The 17,903-nt window shown below is 64.2% G+C and carries 16 protein-coding genes; 7 read left to right on the top strand and 9 right to left on the bottom strand.

The features are described from left to right. Positions 1–51 precede the first annotated feature (51 nt). From PCE31106_RS18315 to yacG, 6 genes are all read left to right on the top strand, one after another. Positions 52–1,248 carry a GspE/PulE family protein gene (locus tag PCE31106_RS18315; protein WP_150564268.1) on the top strand — a complete coding sequence of 399 codons (1,197 nt, stop codon included), beginning with the start codon at positions 52–54 and terminating at the stop codon, positions 1,246–1,248. Between the two features lie 117 nt (positions 1,249–1,365). Then, a complete protein-coding gene (locus PCE31106_RS18320; protein WP_150564269.1) occupies positions 1,366–2,586 on the top strand; it encodes a type II secretion system F family protein in 1,221 nt (406 codons plus the stop codon). Continuing rightward, entirely contained in the window at positions 2,583–3,425 is an 843-nt protein-coding gene (locus PCE31106_RS18325; RefSeq protein ID WP_150564270.1) for a prepilin peptidase, read from the top strand. Before PCE31106_RS18320 ends, PCE31106_RS18325 begins: the two co-directional genes overlap by 4 nt. Continuing rightward, positions 3,422–4,036: a dephospho-CoA kinase gene (gene coaE, locus PCE31106_RS18330; RefSeq protein WP_150564271.1), complete on the top strand. Its 615-nt coding sequence runs from the start codon at positions 3,422–3,424 to the stop codon at positions 4,034–4,036. The genes PCE31106_RS18325 and coaE overlap by 4 nt, the downstream gene beginning before the upstream one ends. Positions 4,037–4,176: 140 nt before the next feature. Beyond that, a complete protein-coding gene (gene zapD, locus PCE31106_RS18335; protein WP_150564272.1) occupies positions 4,177–4,932 on the top strand; it encodes a cell division protein ZapD in 756 nt (251 codons plus the stop codon). A gap of 4 nt (positions 4,933–4,936) precedes the next feature. Continuing rightward, positions 4,937–5,131, top strand: a complete 195-nt coding sequence (gene yacG, locus PCE31106_RS18340; RefSeq protein ID WP_017234743.1) for a DNA gyrase inhibitor YacG — start codon at positions 4,937–4,939, stop codon at positions 5,129–5,131. Positions 5,132–5,262: 131 nt separating this feature from the next. Here the strand turns inward: yacG and PCE31106_RS18345 are convergent, their stop codons facing one another. The 4 genes from PCE31106_RS18345 to secA form a co-directional block, all read right to left on the bottom strand. Beyond that, the gene (locus PCE31106_RS18345) at positions 5,263–5,736 is read right to left on the bottom strand and encodes an NUDIX domain-containing protein (protein WP_150564273.1); all 474 of its coding nucleotides are present in this window, start codon (positions 5,734–5,736) and stop codon (positions 5,263–5,265) included. 101 nt (positions 5,737–5,837) lie between these two features. Then, positions 5,838–6,719, bottom strand: coding sequence for an ATP-binding protein (locus PCE31106_RS18350; RefSeq protein ID WP_150564274.1), 882 nt, complete (start codon positions 6,717–6,719; stop codon positions 5,838–5,840). 206 nt (positions 6,720–6,925) lie between these two features. Beyond that, positions 6,926–8,155 carry a bifunctional glutamate N-acetyltransferase/amino-acid acetyltransferase ArgJ gene (argJ, locus tag PCE31106_RS18355; protein WP_150564275.1) on the bottom strand — a complete coding sequence of 410 codons (1,230 nt, stop codon included), beginning with the start codon at positions 8,153–8,155 and terminating at the stop codon, positions 6,926–6,928. A gap of 163 nt (positions 8,156–8,318) precedes the next feature. Further along, positions 8,319–11,114 carry a preprotein translocase subunit SecA gene (gene secA, locus PCE31106_RS18360; RefSeq protein WP_017234747.1) on the bottom strand — a complete coding sequence of 932 codons (2,796 nt, stop codon included), beginning with the start codon at positions 11,112–11,114 and terminating at the stop codon, positions 8,319–8,321. A 305-nt stretch (positions 11,115–11,419) separates the two neighbouring features. Between secA and PCE31106_RS18365 the strand changes: the two genes are divergently transcribed. Next, complete coding sequence (locus PCE31106_RS18365; protein ID WP_017234748.1) at positions 11,420–11,887, top strand: DciA family protein; 468 nt, start codon at positions 11,420–11,422, stop codon at positions 11,885–11,887. Positions 11,888–12,030: 143 nt separating this feature from the next. Here PCE31106_RS18365 and lpxC read toward each other — a convergent pair whose 3' ends face one another. The 5 genes from lpxC to PCE31106_RS18390 form a co-directional block, all read right to left on the bottom strand. Further along, positions 12,031–12,945 carry a UDP-3-O-acyl-N-acetylglucosamine deacetylase gene (gene lpxC, locus PCE31106_RS18370; RefSeq protein WP_017234749.1) on the bottom strand — a complete coding sequence of 305 codons (915 nt, stop codon included), beginning with the start codon at positions 12,943–12,945 and terminating at the stop codon, positions 12,031–12,033. Between the two features lie 538 nt (positions 12,946–13,483). After that, positions 13,484–14,674 carry a cell division protein FtsZ gene (ftsZ, locus tag PCE31106_RS18375; RefSeq protein ID WP_017234750.1) on the bottom strand — a complete coding sequence of 397 codons (1,191 nt, stop codon included), beginning with the start codon at positions 14,672–14,674 and terminating at the stop codon, positions 13,484–13,486. A 106-nt stretch (positions 14,675–14,780) separates the two neighbouring features. After that, entirely contained in the window at positions 14,781–16,013 is a 1,233-nt protein-coding gene (ftsA, locus tag PCE31106_RS18380; protein WP_017234751.1) for a cell division protein FtsA, read from the bottom strand. Positions 16,014–16,035: 22 nt separating this feature from the next. Continuing rightward, positions 16,036–16,872 (bottom strand): cell division protein FtsQ/DivIB, encoded by an 837-nt coding sequence (locus PCE31106_RS18385; protein ID WP_017234752.1) that lies wholly within the window; start codon positions 16,870–16,872, stop codon positions 16,036–16,038. A gap of 47 nt (positions 16,873–16,919) precedes the next feature. Next, a complete protein-coding gene (locus PCE31106_RS18390; protein WP_150564276.1) occupies positions 16,920–17,903 on the bottom strand; it encodes a D-alanine--D-alanine ligase in 984 nt (327 codons plus the stop codon).

Raw genomic sequence — 17,903 nt, forward strand, 5'->3', positions numbered from 1 at the left:
CCAGGGTTTTGACGAGACTGACGTTTCACGCAGCACTCGTCAGACCCTGTCATGTCATTTCATTCTTCTGAATTCTCCGCCACGGCGACAGCCACCGAGCCGCTCGCCGCCACGTCGCGCGCACCGCTCGACGCCAGCACCCCCTTGCAGTTTCTCGAACAGATGCTGGGCGAGGCGGTTCGGGCTGGCGCGTCCGATGTCCACTTCGAACCGATGGCACAACGCTTTCGCATTCGACTGCGGATCGACGGCCAACTTTACGAGCACTGCGATGTGCCGCTGCCGTGGCGCGACATGCTCGTCTCACGCCTGAAGGTGCTGGCCAATCTGGATATCGCCCAGAAGCGTCTGCCGCAGGACGGGCGCATGGTGTGGCGCGAAGCGGGCGAACCCGTGGAGTGCCGCGTCAGCGCATTGCCCACGCTGCACGGCGAGAAGCTTGTCGTGCGCCTGCTCGATGGCGCGAAGGTTCCGCTCTCGCTGGAAGGACTCGGCTACACACCAAAGCAGTACCTCGCGCTCACGCGCGCCATTGCTCGACCACACGGCATGATTCTGCTGACCGGCCCAACCGGCAGCGGCAAGACCGTCTCACTTTACAGTTGCCTCAAGCGTCTCAACGACACCTCGCGCAATATCGTCACCATCGAAGACCCGGTCGAAATCCGCTTGCCAGGGGTCACGCAGGTCAATCTCAACGAGCGCGCCGGGCTCGACTTCGCGACCGCCTTGCGCGCGTTTCTTCGACAGGATCCCGACGTGCTCGTCGTCGGCGAGATTCGCGATACCCAAACCGCCGAGATCGCAGTGCAGGCGGCACAGACGGGACACCTCGTATTCGCAACCGTCCACGCGAACGACGCGACGAGCACACTCGCCCGACTGTTCGATCTCGGGGTCGCACCGTTCAATCTGTCGTCGACGCTGCTGCTCATCAGCGCACAGCGCTTGCTCAGGCGTCGGTGCCCGGCGGGTTGCGAACCCGGTCGTGCGCCAGAGGACATCGCCCGGGCCGGCCCGCCGTGCATGCGCTGTCACGGCACCGGCTTCGCCGGGCGCATTGGTGCGTTCCAGGTCATGCCGATCAGCGCGACGCAGGCGAGCAACATTGCACAGGCCCGAAGCCCGCACGCACTCGCGGCGCAAGCGCAGCGCGAAGGTGTCATGACCCTGCGCGAAGCCGGTCTCTGGCATTGCGCGACAGGCACCGTAAGCGAGGAGGATGTCGATGCGACGACGCCCGCCTGATGCTCATCTACCGCGCGCGCGGACTAACACGTCGATGCCATCGGCACATGCCGCGTGCCAGGCCGCAGTAGGGTCGAGCCGCCTATCGCCGCGCGTCACAACGCGCAGGGGTGAACCATGTCGCGTATAACGCAGCCCCGCCGCTGGCACTGGCAAGGTCGCGATGCCCAGGGGCAACGCCGGCGCGGCGAGGTGCTCGCCCACGGTGAAGCCGCCGCGCGTTTGCTGCTGCGCGGCCAGCCCATGACGATCACGCATTTGCGGCCGGGTCGCCGGCATATGCCCTCCGGACGCGTCGGAACGGCCGATGCCACCGATCTGGTTCGACGCCTCGCCACGTTGCTCGGTGCAGGGGTGCCGCTCACGTCAGCCCTCGACGTACTCGCGCGTGGCGCCCATACGCGAGGGCTCAAGCGGCTCGCGTCCGATATCGGACTGGACGTCGGGCGCGGTCATCCGTTGGCACACGCGATGGCGCAGGCCAGCCACCGCTTCAGCGGCGTCGACTGTCAGTTGATTGCCGCCGCCGAACTGAGCGGTCAGCTCGGCCCAACGCTGGCGCGTCTGAGTGCGCACTACGATCACACACGAACGGTGCGAGAGAAGCTCCAGCGCGCGCTTGCCTATCCGCTGACGGTGCTGGTCGTCGCATTGGCCGTCGTGATGGCGCTGCTGCAGTGGGTGATCCCGGAGTTCGAGCGCCTGTTCGCCAGCGCCGCCGGTGGCGGCATGCCCCTGCCGCCGCTCACGCGATGGCTCATTGACCTCTCGCGAGCGTCGCTGACAAACGGGCCGTGGCTGCTGGTCGGCCTGGGCACCGCCGGGCTGGTCGTCGCGGCGGCATTGCGCCGCAGTCCCCGAACGCGGCGTCTCCGGGATCGCCTGCTCTTGCAACTGCCGGGTGCAGGACGCATCCTGTGCATGCTGAGCGCTGCCCGGTGGGCCAGAACCCTTGGGACGTTGCTCGACGCGGGCGTCGCGCTTCCCGACGCGATGGACGCCGCTGCGAGCGCATGCGGCAACCTCGTCATGCAGCGCGCGGCGCATGACGTGCACCGGGAAGTTGCCCGAGGTGTGCGTCTGGCGACCTCGCTCGAGGCCGATGCGCACTGGCCCCTGATCATCGCGCAACTGACCGTGATCGGGGAGGAATCGGGTACACTCGGGCGCATGCTCAACCAGGCCGCCGGCCTGCTCGACGAAGACGCTTCGCACGCGCTGGTCAGTGCCTATGCGGCGCTCGAACCGATAATGATTACGCTTCTTGGCCTGCTGATCGGCGGCATGGTCCTCGCCATGTACCTGCCGATGTTCCAACTCGGATACGGTGTCGCATGAACGGTTACGCAGAGCTGCTACGGGTCGATTGGCTGGCGGAACTGGCACCTCACTGGCGCCTTGCGCTGTTCGCCGCCTTGGGCGTCGTCGCCGGGCTCGGTCTCGATGCCGTCGTGCGGCGCGTGCCCGCGGCGATCGAACGGGCGTGGCTGGAAGAGATGCAGGCAGTCGATGCCACGAACGCATCGGCCCTGCGCGCTCCCTTTCATCAAGCTGCCCCGCCGTCCGCCTCGATGGCGCTCACCGCCCCACTCGCAGCACCTCCCGCCCCGTTGGCAGACGCCGCCGCGCCTCGCCGCTGGCAACTCTCACTCCTCAGCGGCGCGTTGAGCGTCGCCGTGGCGTGGCGCTTCGGCCCGACCTGGCAGAGCCTCGGCGCACTCGGACTCGTCTGGACACTCATTGCGCTCGCGTACATCGACCACGATACGCAACTCCTGCCCGACATCCTCACGCTGCCGCTGTTGTGGGCAGGCCTGCTGTGCAACCTCGGGCACTGGTTCGCCGCGCTCCCGGCGGCGGTCGTCGGGGCCGCGACCGGCTACCTGAGCCTGTGGGCGTTGTATTGGGTGTACTGGTGGCTGCGTCGGCGTGAGGGCATGGGCTTCGGCGACTTCAAGCTCTACGCGGCGCTGGGTGCGTGGTTCGGCTGGACCGCCCTGCTACAGATTCTGCTGCTCGCCTGTGCGCTCGCCATCGTGATCGCCGGCACCGCCTGGCTCACCGGACGGCTGCGCAGCGATCAAATGTTTCCTTTCGGCGCCTTTCTCGCCGCCGCAGGCATCGCCACGCTGTTTGGCGGCAATGGCCTGTTGATCTGGATTGGAGGAACGCCATGACTTACGCCATCGGCCTGACCGGCGGCATCGGCAGCGGCAAGACGACGGTCGCCAACCTGTTCGCCACGCACGGCATCGCCATCATCGACACCGACGCCATCGCGCACAGCATCACCGCTCCGGGCGGCGCGGCCATGCCTGCGATCCGACGCGAGTTCGGCGACGCCTTTGTCGCCCCGGACGGCTCGCTCGACCGCGCACGCATGCGTGACGCCGTCTTCACGGACGATGCGGCCAGAGCGCGTTTGGAGGCCATTACCCACCCGTTGATTCGCACGGAGTGCGAGCGTGCCGCCAGCGACGCCCAAGGGCCCTATCTGATTTTCGTCGTGCCCCTGCTGGTGGAATCCGGGAAGTGGCGAGAGCGCGTGCAGCGCGTGCTCGTCGTCGATTGCACCGAGCAGACGCAGATCGCGCGCGTCATGTCCCGTAATGGCTTCACGCGCGACCAAGTGCAGGCGATCATGGCGCGTCAGGCAAGTCGGGCGCAGCGGCTCGCCGCCGCCGACGACGTCATCGACAACGATGCCCAGCATGCCCCACTCGCCCCACAGGTCGACCGTTTGCATGCGGCGTATCTGAAGTTTGCGGCGCAGGCCGAAGGCCGTTGATCGACGGCGGCGCTCACTTGAACAGCGCCGCTCGCACGCCCTGCCTTCGACCGAGCGCCCACGCGCGTTGCGCCTCGACAGATTCCGGCATTAGAATGTCGCCATTACGCTGAAAAGCGCCAACTTCTGGGCCAACGCGCTTGATCCTGTACGAATATCCGCTCAACGAACGCATTCGCACGCTGCTTCGGCTGGAAGAGCTGTTCGGGCGCTTTGCCTTTTTCGTCGGGCAGGATCAGCCGCTCGATCATCACGCGGCGCTGATCACGATGTTCGAGATTGCCGACATCGCCGGACGCACCGACCTGAAGAACGAACTGGTCAAGGAACTCGACCGGCAACGTCAGACGCTGACCACCTATCGCGGCAATCCCGATATCGCCTCCGACGCGCTCGAACAGTTCATCGGCGAAGTCGAGTTGGCGATCGCGAACCTCAACCAGATTCCCGGCAAGCCCGGCCAGCATCTGAACGACAACGAATGGCTAGCCAGCATTCGCAGCCGCTCGGTGATCCCCGGCGGCACGTGCCGCTTCGACCTTCCGTCGTATTACGCCTGGCGTCACAACCATGCCGAGCAGCGCCGTCAGGACATCGATAAATGGATTGGCCCGCTGTTTCCGATACGCGACGCCCTTGGCATCGTGCTGGGGCTCGCCCGGGAGTCCGGTCACGCCAGCAAGGCGATGGCGCAGCAAGGCAGCTACCAGCAGATGCTGACCGGCCGTGTCTATCAACTGATGCAGGTGAGAGTGGCGCCCGAGTTGCGGGTCATTCCCGAAGCCAGCGCCAACAAGTACATGCTGTGGGTGCGCTTCACCACACAGGACGGCGATCTCAAACCGCGTCCGGTCGACAGCGACGTGCCGTTCCTGCTCACGCTCTGCAATCTCTAAATCCATGACGACCGTCGTCAACTGCCCGACCTGCGGCAAGAAAGTGGTTTGGGGACCCGAGGCGAAATTCCGCCCATTCTGCTCGGAGCGTTGCAAGCAGATCGACATCGGCGCTTGGGCGGCAGAGAAGTACACGATCCCCGCCGACTCGCCCGACGATCCCTCGCAAGACGCCCCGCTCGACCCGACGCAGCGCTAATGCGCTGATGCCGCACAGCGCGCACGGACGACCCTCATCCCACCCAACGCAAAAGGCACCCTCGCGGGTGCCTTTTGTGCGTCTGGGAGCGCGCTCGGAACCGCGGCGTCACCGGTCAACCGGTCAATCGATCACTCGGCAGCGTCGCGACTGGCCACTACGGCCGCCCCCGACGACTTCGCGGCGAGCTCCTCCGAGAGCCAGCTCAGCGGCGGCAGCGCCGCCGGCAGCAACGGCTCCACGCTCACCGGCGGGCGCTGCCATGCCAGTGCCTGCCCTTCCTTGCCGTGCGGCTCACCCTGCCACGCGGTGACTTTGCAGAAATGCAGACGCACATAGGCATGGGGGTAATCGTGTTCGAGGACGCGCCACGGCGCGCAACGCTCCACCGTCACCCCCAGTTCCTCGTGCAGTTCACGCGCGAGCGCCGCGGCGACCGACTCGCCTGCCTCCAGCTTACCCCCCGGAAACTCCCAATAACCCGCGTACGGCTTGCCCGCCGGACGCTGACCGAGGAGCACCGAGCCATCCGCGCGCACCATCACGCCGACGGCCACTTCCGTGATGGGACGCCCATCGGGCGCATATCGTTTCGACACTGTCATAGTCCTTCGCCATCCTTGCGCCATCTGCGCTGCCTGCGGATTTCCCGATCGAACGGCGCATGTCATGGCCGATGGGCCACGGCGCCCCGCTCGACCGCACGTTACGAGGCGTGTGACCCGCTCCGAAGCTTGCCCGCCCAGTCGCGAGCGAACTGGAAAGCCACGCGCCCCGAACGCGAACCGCGCTCGAGCGCCCAGATCAGGGCTTCATGACGCGCCGATTCCGTTTGATCCGCCGGCACGCCAAAATGCTGCAACCAGTGGCCGACGATCGTCAGGTAGTCGTCCTGCTTGAACGGGTAAAAGCTCACCCACAGCCCGAATCGCTCGGACAACGAGATCTTCTCTTCGATCACTTCACCCGGATGAATCTCCCCGTCATCGGTGTGGCGATAGCTTTCGTTGTCCTTCATGTACTCGGGCAACAGATGACGGCGATTCGACGTCGCGTAGATCAGCACATTGTCCGACTGCGCGGCCACCGAGCCGTCGAGCGCAACCTTCAGCGCCTTGTAGCCCGACTCACCATCTTCAAACGACAGGTCGTCGCAGAACACAACGAAGCGCTCGGGACGCTGCGAAATCAGATCGACAATATCCCCCAGATCGACCAGGTCATCCTTGTCGACTTCGATCAGACGCAGGCCTTCCGAGGCGTACTGATTCAGGCAAGCCTTGATCAGTGACGACTTGCCCGTGCCGCGCGCACCGGTGAGCAACACGTTGTTGGCCGGCTCGCCATGCACAAACTGACGCGTATTCTGTTCGATCAGCCCTTTCTGGCGCTCGATATTCTGCAGATCGCCCAGCGTGATCGTCGACACATGCGCCACGGGCTGCAGAAATCCGCGCCCCTGTTTCTTGCGCCAGCGAAAGGCCACCGCGGCGCTCCAGTCGATCTCGGGAGTGGCCGGCGGCAACATCACCTCCAGCCGGGCCAGCACGCCTTCCGCGCGCGTGAGGAACTGCTCCAACTTGTCCATGCTTCGAAATCCCCGCGCCGCTCACGGGCGCTTGTGTCGATGCTTCGTCGTGTTGTCGTTTCCTTTCGCTGCCCGCCGCGGTGCTTTTGTCACCTGCCGGCGATGGGCCGATACTGCCGGCCAGTGCCGCTGACGCAGGGCCGACGCCGATCGGGCATCGACACGCGGCGCCCCCGGTGGGAGGCGCGCGGCGCTCGCGTCAGGGCTTAGGAACGGTAATCCGCGTTGATGCTCACGTAGTCGTGCGAGAGGTCGCACGTCCACAACGTGGCGGCGGCGGCGCCGCGCCCGAGCACCACGCGGACCGTGATTTCGCTTTGCTTCATCACGCGCTGTCCCTCTTCCTCGCGATAGTCGGCATTGCGGCCGCCCGCGCGGGCGACCAGCACGTCGTCGAGATAGAGGTCGACCTTGCTGACGTCGAGGTCGTTCACCCCCGCATATCCGATGGCGGCCAGAATGCGGCCCAGATTCGGATCGGACGCGTAAAACGCCGTCTTCACCAGCGGCGAATGCCCGATGGCATAGGCGATCTGACGGCACTCCGCCACATCGCGGCCGCCCTCGACCGTCACGGTGATGAATTTGGTCGCGCCTTCGCCGTCGCGCACGATCAATTGCGCCAATTCCTGCGAGATCGACAGCAAGGCGTCGCGGAACGCGGCAAAGGCAGGCGTGTCCGTGCTGGCGATTTCCGGCAGATCGGTCTGACCCGTGGCCGCGACGATAAACGAATCGTTGGTCGACGTATCGCCGTCGATGGTGATGGCGTTGAACGAACGATCCGCCACGTACTTGACGAGCGCGTCGAGCACCGGCTGCGCCACGCGCGCGTTGGTGCCCACAAAGCCGAGCATGGTTGCCATGTTCGGCTTGATCATGCCCGCCCCCTTGCTGATACCGGTGAGGACGAGGGTCTTGCCTTCGATCACGATCTCACGCGAGGCGGCTTTCGGCAGCGTATCGGTCGTCATGATCGATTGCGCTGCCTCGTACCAGTGCGCAGACGCCAGATTGGCAATGGCTTGCGGCAGACCGGCGACCAAACGGTCAACCGGGAGCGGTTCGAGGATCACGCCGGTCGAGAACGGCAAAATCTGGTTCGGATTGACCGACAACAGTTTGGCGAGCGCGTCGCACGTTGCCCGCGTGGCGACCATGCCTGGTTCGCCGGTGCCTGCGTTGGCGTTGCCCGTGTTGACGACAAGCGCGCGAATGCCCGCCTGCGCGGCCAGATGGGCCTTGCAGACCGTCACCGGCGCCGCGCAGAAGCGGTTCGTCGTGAAAACGCCTGACACCGTGCTACCGGGGGCCAGTCGCATGACCAGCACGTCCTTACGGTTCGGCTTGCGGATATTGGCTTCGGCCCAGCCCAGTTCGACGCCGGGCACGGCGCGCAGTTGGGAGGCTTCGATCGAGGGGAAATTGACGGCCATGTGGGTTCGCCCGCGAGAGATGAGCGTTACAGCTCCCGCCCTGGCGATGTCGGCACGACACTCCGCCGGGGCGGCGGTTGATCGGTGCGGCCGGTCGAAAAACCGGCGCTACAAACGACGCGGCGCCGATCCTGAGTCGGCGCCGCGTCGATCGGTTCACATCTTAAGACAGTTTGCCGTGGCAGTGCTTGAATTTCTTGCCACTGCCGCACGGGCAGGCATCATTGCGGCCAACCTTCGGCAACAAGTCGCCGCCGGCCATCGCCGCGCTCGCCGCCTGGGCCAGCGCCGAAACCACCGGACGCCCCGCGTCTTCGTCGATCTCGCCGTCGCCGCCCACCGTCTCGAGTTCGTCGTGCTTGAACTCGACGTTGATCAAACCGCCCGCGCTGTCGTCGAGCGCTTCCGTCGCCTGCTCGAGCTCCTCCTGCGACTGGATACGCACGTTCATGATGACGCGAGTGACTTCGAGCTTGATGGTCTCAAGCAACTGGGCGAACAATTCGAACGCTTCGCGCTTGTATTCCTGCTTCGGATTCTTCTGCGCGTAACCGCGCAGATGGATGCCTTGACGCAGGTGATCCAACGCGGCCAGATGCTCGCGCCAGTTGGAATCCACGCTCTGAAGCATGACCGAGCGCTCGAACCCCGAGAACGACTCGCGTCCCACCAGTTCAACCTTGGCCTGATACGACGCTTCGGCGGCGTCCATCACTTCCTTGAGGATGTCCTCGTCGTCGATTTCTTCCGAGCCTTCGATACGCGACTGCAGCGGCAAATCGAGCTGCCACTCTTCGCGCAGCACCGTCTCCAACCCCTTGAGGTCCCACTGTTCTTCGACCGTACCGGCCGGCACGCAGGTGCGCACCAGATCCTGGAACACGCTTTGACGCATGCCGGCGATGGTGTCCGAGACGTCTTGCGCTTCGAGCAGTTCATTGCGCTGCTGGTAGATCACCTTGCGCTGATCGTTGGACACGTCGTCGTATTCCAGCAGCTGCTTGCGCACGTCGAAGTTGCGCGCTTCGACCTTGCGCTGTGCCGACTCGATCGAACGCGTGACAATGCCCGCCTCGATGGCTTCGCCTTCCGGCATCTTCAGCCGATCCATGATCGAACGAACGCGGTCGCCGGCGAAGATGCGCAGCAGCGGATCTTCCAGCGACAGGTAGAAACGCGACGAGCCCGGATCGCCCTGACGGCCCGAACGGCCGCGCAACTGGTTGTCGATACGGCGAGATTCGTGGCGTTCGGTACCAATGATGTGCAAACCGCCTGCCGTCTTCACCTGCTCATGCAGACCCTGCCATTCGTCCTGCAATTGCTGGATGCGGGCTTGCTTGTCCGCGTCGGACAGGCTCGCATCCATTTCGATGAAACCCGATTGCTTCTCGACGTTGCCGCCCAGCACGATGTCGGTACCACGACCGGCCATGTTGGTGGCGATGGTGATGACGCCCGGACGCCCCGCCTGCGCGACGATCTCGGCTTCGCGCGCGTGTTGCTTGGCGTTGAGCACCTGGTGCGGCAGCTTCGCGCTCGTGAGCAGTTGCGAGAGGTACTCCGACGTCTCGATCGACGTCGTGCCCACCAGCACCGGCTGACCACGCTCCACGCAATCGCGGATGTCCTTGATGACCGCGTCGTACTTTTCCTTGGCCGTCTTGTAGATCTGATCCTGACGGTCGATCCGCTTGGGCGGGCGGTTGGTCGGGATCACCACCGTCTCGAGGCGATAGATCTCGTTGAATTCGAACGCTTCGGTATCCGCCGTCCCGGTCATGCCCGAGAGCTTGGCGTACATGCGGAAGTAGTTCTGGAACGTGATCGAGGCCAGCGTCTGGTTCTCATGCTGGATCGAGACGCGCTCCTTCGCTTCCACCGCCTGGTGCAGACCTTCGGACCAGCGGCGACCGGCCATCAGACGGCCGGTGAACTCGTCGACGATGACGATCTCGTCGTTCTGCACCACGTAATGCTGGTCCTTGTGGAACAGCGTGTGCGCGCGCAGGGCGGCGTACACATGGTGCATGAGGGTAATGTTCTGCGGCGCATAGAGACTGTCGCCCTCGGCGATCATGCCCCACTCGGCGAGCAGTTGCTCAGCCTTCTCGTGGCCGCGCTCGGTCAGGAACACCTGACGCGCCTTCTCGTCGAGCGTGTAATCGCCCGGCACCTCGACGCCCGTGCCGTCCGACTTCTCTTCACCGATCTGACGCTCGAGCATCGCCGGCAAGCGATCCATCTTCACATACAGCTCGGTGTGATCTTCGGCCTGGCCGGAGATGATGAGTGGCGTACGTGCCTCGTCGATCAGGATCGAGTCCACTTCGTCGACGATGGCGTAGTTCAGCGTGCGCTGCACCCGCTGCTCGGTCTCGTAGACCATGTTGTCGCGCAGGTAGTCGAAGCCGAACTCATTGTTCGTGCCGTACGTGATGTCGGCCGCGTACGCTGTCTGCTTCTCGTCATGCGGCATCTGCGACAGGTTGATACCCACCGACAGGCCGAGGAAGTTGTACAGACGTGCCATCCACTCGGCGTCGCGCTGGGCCAGGTAATCGTTGACGGTCACGACGTGCACGCCCTTGCCCGAGAGCGCGTTCAGATAGGCGGGCAATGTCGCGACGAGCGTCTTGCCTTCGCCCGTGCGCATTTCGGCGATCTTGCCGAAGTGCAGCACCATGCCGCCAATCAGCTGAACGTCGAAGTGGCGCATCTTGAGGACGCGCTTGCCGGCTTCGCGGCACACCGCAAAGGCTTCGACCAGCAACGAATCCACGCTCGCCCCCTGGGCGATACGTTGCTTGAATTCCTCGGTCTTGCCGCGCAGTTGCTCATCGCTCAGCTGGGCGATCTGCGGCTCGAGGGCGTTGATCGCCGAGACGGTTTTCTGGTACTGCTTGATAAGCCGCTGGTTACGGCTGCCAAATACTTTTTTAAGAAGACCGGGAATCATCGGATCACTGGTTAGGGCGGCAAATGTCGTTCGCAATCGTGCAGTCGGTCGGCAAACTTCGCAACGCTTCAGGGGTTTTGCCCCACGCGTGCCGAATCGCCCAACGCGCCTGCGCGCTGCGGGTCACCGGTGTTTGGCACTCAGGCCTCTCGCCGGTTCGATACCTATACTAAAAAAAGGATTCTAGCATGCTGTCATGGCGCGTCCCGCTGGCCTCGGACGCGGGCCGTCCGGCGTTTTCGGCGTTCGGACCGAGGTGACGCCCGATGGCGGGGTAAAATACGCGGCAACCTCTGTCTCATCATATGAAACGACCCAAAGCTCCCCGCGTTGCCCGCCCGCTCACCGATCTGCTGTGCGCCTCCGACGGCGCCGGCTCTTTGCTGGCCGCCGCCGAACAACTGGGTCGACTTGAGCGAGACGTACACGCGTTGTTGCCCGCCGCGCTCAGCGGCAGCGTCCGGCTAGCACCGCCGCGCGAGGGCGCCCTGGTCTTCCTCGTCGCCAATAATGCACTGGCGGCTCGGCTGCGCCAGCAAACGCCGTCGCTGATCGAGGGGCTGGCGACACGCGGTTGGCTGATTCGCACGATCCGGATCCGTGTGAGCATCACGGCGCCCGAACCCCAGAAGCCGCCCAAGGAGGCGCGCCTGTCCCGGCAGGGCCTCGTCAGCCTGCGCGATCTGCGCGACGCGCTGGAGCCATCCCCGCTTCGCGATGCCCTGGCTCGCCTGGTGGCCCGCCATTCCTACGGCGGTCCGCGCAAGCCTTGAATCCGTCGGTCGCCATGGCGCGACGCATTCAAGCGCAACGCCGATTTGGCACGCGCGTCAAATAAAAAAGCGCCGCAGAGTCGGCGCTTTCGTTTTGTTACATCCGCGCCCCACCCGCCGGCGCTTCCTATGGCCTGCGCGATTTACGCGAACTGGGTCTGCGGCTCGAACTGGAAGCCGCGCGGTGCGTCTTCGGCGTGCTCGAACGTGACAATCTCGTAGGCCTCTTGTGCGAGTAGCTCGCGCAAGAGCTGGTTGTTCAGACCGTGCCCCGACTTGTACGCCGTGTAGGACGCCAGCAGCGGATGGCCAATCACGTACAGGTCGCCGATGGCGTCGAGCATCTTGTGCTTCACGAACTCGTCGTCGTAACGCAGTCCGTCGTTGTTCAGGATGCGGTACTCGTCGAGCACGATGGCGTTGTCCATGCTGCCGCCGCGCGCCAGGCCCAGTTCGCGCAGCATCTCGACCTCATGCGCAAAGCCGAACGTACGGGCGCGCGCAATCTCCTTCGCGTAGGACGTATCGGCAAAGTCGATCTCCAGCGCCTGACCGGTGCGATCGACCGCCGGGTGACGAAAATCGATGGTGAACTTGAGCTTGAAGCCTTCGTACGGCTCGAGACGGGCGAACTTGTCGCCTTCGCGAATCTCGATCGGCTTCGTCACACGAATGAATTTCTTGGCGGCCGCCTGCTCTTCGATGCCCGCCGACTGAATCAGGAAGACGAACGTTGCTGCGCTGCCGTCCATGATTGGAATTTCTTCGGCCGTCACATCGACATACAGATTGTCGATGCCCAGCCCCGCGCATGCCGACATCAGGTGCTCCACAGTGGAGACCCGCGCGCCCTCTTTCTGCAGCACCGACGCAAGACGCGTGTCGCCAATCGCCATCGCCGACGCCGGAATCTCGACAGGAGGATTCAGATCGGTACGGCAGAAGACGATGCCCGTGTTGGGCGGCGCCGGACGCAGCGACAACTCGACCTTGCGACCGGAGTGCAAGCCGATGCCGACTGTCTTGGCGATGGATTTGAGAGTGCGCTGCTTGAGCATGCTATTTATTTAAACTATCAGACGCTAGTGACCATAGATGCAATTATACCAGATGGAAGCCTTCATCGCTGTGCCACAAACGCAACGCTTCGTTACTAAACATTCCGAATTCTGCCGCATCGACTCGTCCACACCCCTATCGCGACACGAAATAGGCCGTTTCAAAAATCGACATCAGGCCAAAGCCCGGGCGTCGCCCATCGTCGGGGCACCCCGGCCGCCGCGACGGAGGCATGCCGCAGCGGTCGGGGGACAGATCCGCGAGACCAGGTCAGGGATCCGAACGCTTACCCGTAACGTTCGTGACCTGTGAAGCGTAGACACCGCTTGCGACGCTGATTGTCGCAGCGATACGGCATCTCGCGTCTTCACAACCTCGCCGTATCGTCATGCGGACTCGTACTGCGGCGCGCCATCCCCACGCCACACGGCATGGTCGTTGGAGCGACGACGAATCCTCACGACGACCTGCATAGGCCTCGCGATTCCCAAGGTGCGGCGGCACCAGGCACTGGCACCTGGTCCGCGCGCGACCCTGTCAGTCGGCTTGCTTGCGCAGGAAAGCCGGAATGTCGTACGTGTCGACACCCTTTTCCTGCAATGCGGCAACGTGCGACGCCGCGGTCTCGCGCGTGCTGCGCCACACGGCCGGCGTATCGAGCGCGCCGTAGTCCGTACCGCCCGCCTGACCGACATTCGGCACGTGGCCGGTGGCGATCGGCATATTGTCGGTACCGGTCTTGAGCAACGTCATCGGTGCGGCAGCCTTCTTCGCGACAGCGCGGCCCAGGCCGGTTGCCACAACAGTCACGCGCAGCGCATCGCCCATCTTGTCGTCGTAGACGGTACCGAAAATCACGGTCGCGTCTTCGGCAGCGTAGCTCTTGATGGTGTTCATCACTTCACGCGTTTCCGACAGACGCAGCGAACGCGATGCCGTGATATTGACCAGCACGCCACGCGCACCCGACAAGTCCACACCCTCGAGCAGCGGACTCGCCACGGCTTGCTCGGCCGCCAGACGCGCACGATCGACACCTGCCACCGTCGCCGTCCCCATCATGGCCTTGCCTTGTTCGCCCATCACCGTCTTCACGTCTTCAAAGTCGACGTTCACCAGACCGTCGACGTTGATGATTTCGGCGATGCCGGCCACGGCGTTATGCAGCACGTCGTCGGCGCACTGGAAGCACTTGTCCATCTCGGCGTCGTCGCCCATGACTTCGAACAGCTTGTCGTTGAGCACGACGATCAGCGAATCGACGTTGTCTTCCAGCTCCTGCGCGCCCGTCTCGGCCACGCGCATGCGCTTGCCGCCTTCGAACTCGAACGGCTTCGACACCACGCCGACGGTCAGAATGCCCATTTCCTTGGCAATCTGCGCCACCACCGGTGCCGCGCCCGTGCCCGTGCCACCGCCCATACCGGCGGTGATGAACACCATGTGCGCCCCACGCAGGGCGTCGGCCACGCGCTCACGGGCTTCCTCAGCCGCCGCACGTCCCATCTCCGGCTTGGCGCCTGCGCCCAGACCGGTTTTGCCGAGCTGGATGCTCACGCTGGCCTGCGAGCGGCCGAGTGCCTGAGCGTCGGTGTTCATGGCGATGAAGTCCACGCCCTGCACACCCCGGTTGATCATGTGCTGGACGGCATTGCCGCCAGCGCCACCAACACCCACCACCTTGATGATGGTGCCGTTGGTTTCCGTTTCCAACATTTCAAAGTTCATAGCGCCTCCAGTGATATAAAAGCAGATCCGGTATTGCGGGTCACGGGCAGCTCGGGTAAGCCACGCGTGTTTTCAACACCGAATCCACACCCCTCAAAAAACACCATTAAAAATTGCTGAAGAACCAGTCGCGCATGCGCGACCAGACCTGATTCGCTTGCCCCGACTGCACCGCGACCTTGCGCCCGCGCATGCGTTGGGAACGTCCTTCGAGCAGCAGCCCCATCGCTGTCGCGTAGCGCGGGCTGCGCACCACGTCGGCCAGGCCGCCCGCATACTCCGGCACGCCAATGCGCACCGGCTTGAGGAAGATGTCCTCGCCCAACTCGACCATGCCCGGCATCATCGCCGCGCCGCCGGTGAGCACGATGCCCGAGGACAGCAGTTCTTCGTACCCCGACTCGCGCACCACCTGCTGCACCAGCGAGAACAGCTCTTCGACGCGCGGCTCGATCACCGCCGCCAGCGCCTGACGCGAGAGGGTGCGCGGACCGCGCTCGCCCAGCCCCGGCACTTCGATCATTTCGTCCGGATCGGCCAGCGACTGCTTGGCGATGCCGTGCTGAATCTTGATGTCCTCCGCATCCGGCGTCGGCGTGCGCACCGCCATCGCGATGTCGCTCGTGATCTGATCGCCCGCAATCGGAATCACGGCCGTGTGACGAATCGCGCCTTCGCTGAAGATCGCGATATCGGTCGTGCCGCCGCCGATGTCGATCAGCACCACGCCCAGTTCCTTCTCGTCTTCTGTGAGCACCGAAATGCTCGACGCGAGCGGTTGCAGAATCAGGTCGTTCACTTCGAGGCCGCACCGGCGCACGCACTTCACGATGTTCTGCGCCGCCGAGACGGCGCCGGTCACGATATGCACCTTCACTTCAAGACGGATGCCGCTCATGCCGATCGGCTCGCGCACGTCTTCCTGACCGTCGATGATGAATTCCTGCGTGAGGATATGCAGCACCTGCTGGTCAGTCGGGATGTTGATCGCCTTGGCCGTCTCGATGACGCGCGCCACGTCGGCCTGCGTCACCTCCTTGTCCTTGATCGCCACCATGCCGCTCGAATTGAAGCTGCGAATGTGGCTGCCGGCAATGCCCGTGAACACGTTGGTGATCTTGCAGTCGGCCATCAACTCGGCTTCTTCGAGTGCACGCTGAATGGACTGCACCGTGGCCTCAATGTTCACCACGACACCTTTTTTCAGCCCGCGCGATTCGCTCTGGCCGAGGCCAATCACTTCATAGCGGCCTTCAGGGCGCAGTTCGGCCACCACCGCCACGACTTTCGACGTGCCGATATCGAGGGCGACCAACAGATCCTTGTAATCTTTGCTCATAGCGTGTGTAAGTCCTGAAGTCTCACTGGCTTCGCTTCTGCCGCGCGGCAGGTTGTGCAACGGCCGGCTTTTGCGAATCCCGCTTTTGCACCGGTGCCGCGGCAAGCTTCTTGGCCTGGTCTTCGCTCAAGAAACGCATGCCCGCGGCACGCACGGCAAAACCGTTCGGGTAACGCAGATCGGCATACTCGATCTGATTTCCCCAGCGCGCCGCTACCTGCGGATACGCTTGTACGAAACGCCTGCTGCGTGTGGCGAGGGACTCGGCGGTTCGCTCCCGTCCCAACGCCAGTTGCACTCCCCCGGAGAGCCGTACGCTCCATGCGTAACGATTCGACAGCGTGACCGCTTCGGGTTTCATTTTCAGCGGCGCGAACCACCTCACGAAGTCGTAGTACCGCGCCGTCACATCCTTTTCGCTGCCCGGCGGGCCGGCGAACTCGGGCAGCTTGCCGTCGTCCTCGGCTTCGGCCAGATTCGCCGCGAACAGCTCGCCGTCCACACTCACCAGACGGCCATCGTTCCACGTGGCCAGCGGCTTGTATTCCTCGATCGTCACCGAGAGCCGGTTCGGCCACACACGTCGCACGCTTGCATGGCGCACCCACGGCACGGCCTCGAACGCCGCTCGCGTGGCGTCCAGATCGATCGTGAAAAAATTGCCCTTCAGGCGCGAGACGGCATTCGCGCGCAAGGTCGGACCGTTGATGTGAGACACGTCCCCATCGATCTGCACCGCCGTCAGCGTGAAGATCGGCCGCTGAATCAGCCAATGGCCGCCCGCAGCGAGCGCCGCCAGCACGACGAGTGCGACGAGCGCACTCGCGATGGCGTTGAGCAGGCGTACGTTTTGCCACATGGCGATTTGCTTTCCGTATCGGGGCGTTCTTCAACGCGTTCAAGGTTTTACTCGGGTTTCCACTGCGCGTTCGGATGCAGATCGAGCGTCGCGGTGGCCAGGATTTCGACAACCAGGTCTTCGTACGACAGCCCCGCCGCGCGCGCCGACATCGGCACCAGCGAATGGCCCGTCATGCCCGGCGAGGTATTGATCTCCAGCAGGAACGGCTTGTTGTCACGCTTGCGCAGCATCACGTCGGCGCGCGCCCAGCCACGACAGCCCAGCACGAGATAGGCGCGCAGCACCAGGCGCTGCACCTCCTCCTGCAACGACACCGATAGCGGCGGCGGGCATTCGTAGCGCGTATCGTCCTTGAAATACTTGTTCTGGTAGTCGTAGTTCGCGTCTGGCGCCACGATGCGGATCACCGGCAGCGCACGCGCGGCCGCCGCGCCCTTCGTGCCCACGCCAAGCACCGGCACGGTCAGTTCGTCGCCATCGATGAATTCTTCGGCGAGGACGTCCGGATCCAGGGCGACCGCCTTCTCGAAGGCCGCCTTCAGTTGCGACGCCTCGGTGACCTTTGTCAGGCCAATCGTCGAGCCTTCGCGCGACGGCTTGACGATGAGCGGCAGGCCGAGATCGCGGGCCACGGCATCGAAGTCGCTGTCGGCGCTCAGCATCGCGAAGCGCGGCGTCGGCAGCCCTTCGTTGATCCATACGCGCTTGGTCATCTCCTTGTCCATCGCCAGCGCGGAGGCCAACACGCCGCTGCCGGTGTACGGAACCCCCAGATGCTCGAGCACGCCTTGCAGCGTGCCGTCTTCGCCATAGCGGCCATGCAGCGCGATGAACACCCGGTCGAACTTCTGCGCGGCGAGCGCCGCGAGGTCGTGCATGCCGGTATCGAACGCATGCGCGTTCACCCCGCGCGCGCGCAGGGCTTCGAGCACGCCATTGCCCGAAATCAGCGAGATCTGACGCTCGGCCGAGCGCCCGCCCATCAGGACGCCCACCTTGCCGAAACGTTTCGGATCGAAAGCACTCAC

The organism is Pandoraea cepalis (genome assembly GCF_902459665.1).
GTDB classification, from domain to species: Bacteria; Pseudomonadota; Gammaproteobacteria; order Burkholderiales; family Burkholderiaceae; genus Pandoraea; species Pandoraea cepalis.

Bases quoted from the DNA above. Each gene is read 5' to 3' on its own strand.
- PCE31106_RS18315 (WP_150564268.1), top strand. From the start codon at position 52: ATGTCATTTCATTCTTCTGAATTCTCCGCCACGGCGACAGCCACCGAG.
- PCE31106_RS18320 (WP_150564269.1), top strand. From the start codon at position 1,366: ATGTCGCGTATAACGCAGCCCCGCCGCTGGCACTGGCAAGGTCGCGAT.
- PCE31106_RS18325 (WP_150564270.1), top strand. From the start codon at position 2,583: ATGAACGGTTACGCAGAGCTGCTACGGGTCGATTGGCTGGCGGAACTG.
- coaE (WP_150564271.1), top strand. From the start codon at position 3,422: ATGACTTACGCCATCGGCCTGACCGGCGGCATCGGCAGCGGCAAGACG.
- yacG (WP_017234743.1), top strand. From the start codon at position 4,937: ATGACGACCGTCGTCAACTGCCCGACCTGCGGCAAGAAAGTGGTTTGG.
- PCE31106_RS18345 (WP_150564273.1), bottom strand. From the start codon at position 5,736: ATGACAGTGTCGAAACGATATGCGCCCGATGGGCGTCCCATCACGGAA.
- PCE31106_RS18350 (WP_150564274.1), bottom strand. From the start codon at position 6,719: ATGGACAAGTTGGAGCAGTTCCTCACGCGCGCGGAAGGCGTGCTGGCC.
- argJ (WP_150564275.1), bottom strand. From the start codon at position 8,155: ATGGCCGTCAATTTCCCCTCGATCGAAGCCTCCCAACTGCGCGCCGTG.
- secA (WP_017234747.1), bottom strand. From the start codon at position 11,114: ATGATTCCCGGTCTTCTTAAAAAAGTATTTGGCAGCCGTAACCAGCGG.
- PCE31106_RS18365 (WP_017234748.1), top strand. From the start codon at position 11,420: ATGAAACGACCCAAAGCTCCCCGCGTTGCCCGCCCGCTCACCGATCTG.
- lpxC (WP_017234749.1), bottom strand. From the start codon at position 12,945: ATGCTCAAGCAGCGCACTCTCAAATCCATCGCCAAGACAGTCGGCATC.
- ftsZ (WP_017234750.1), bottom strand. From the start codon at position 14,674: ATGAACTTTGAAATGTTGGAAACGGAAACCAACGGCACCATCATCAAG.
- ftsA (WP_017234751.1), bottom strand. From the start codon at position 16,013: ATGAGCAAAGATTACAAGGATCTGTTGGTCGCCCTCGATATCGGCACG.
- PCE31106_RS18385 (WP_017234752.1), bottom strand. From the start codon at position 16,872: ATGTGGCAAAACGTACGCCTGCTCAACGCCATCGCGAGTGCGCTCGTC.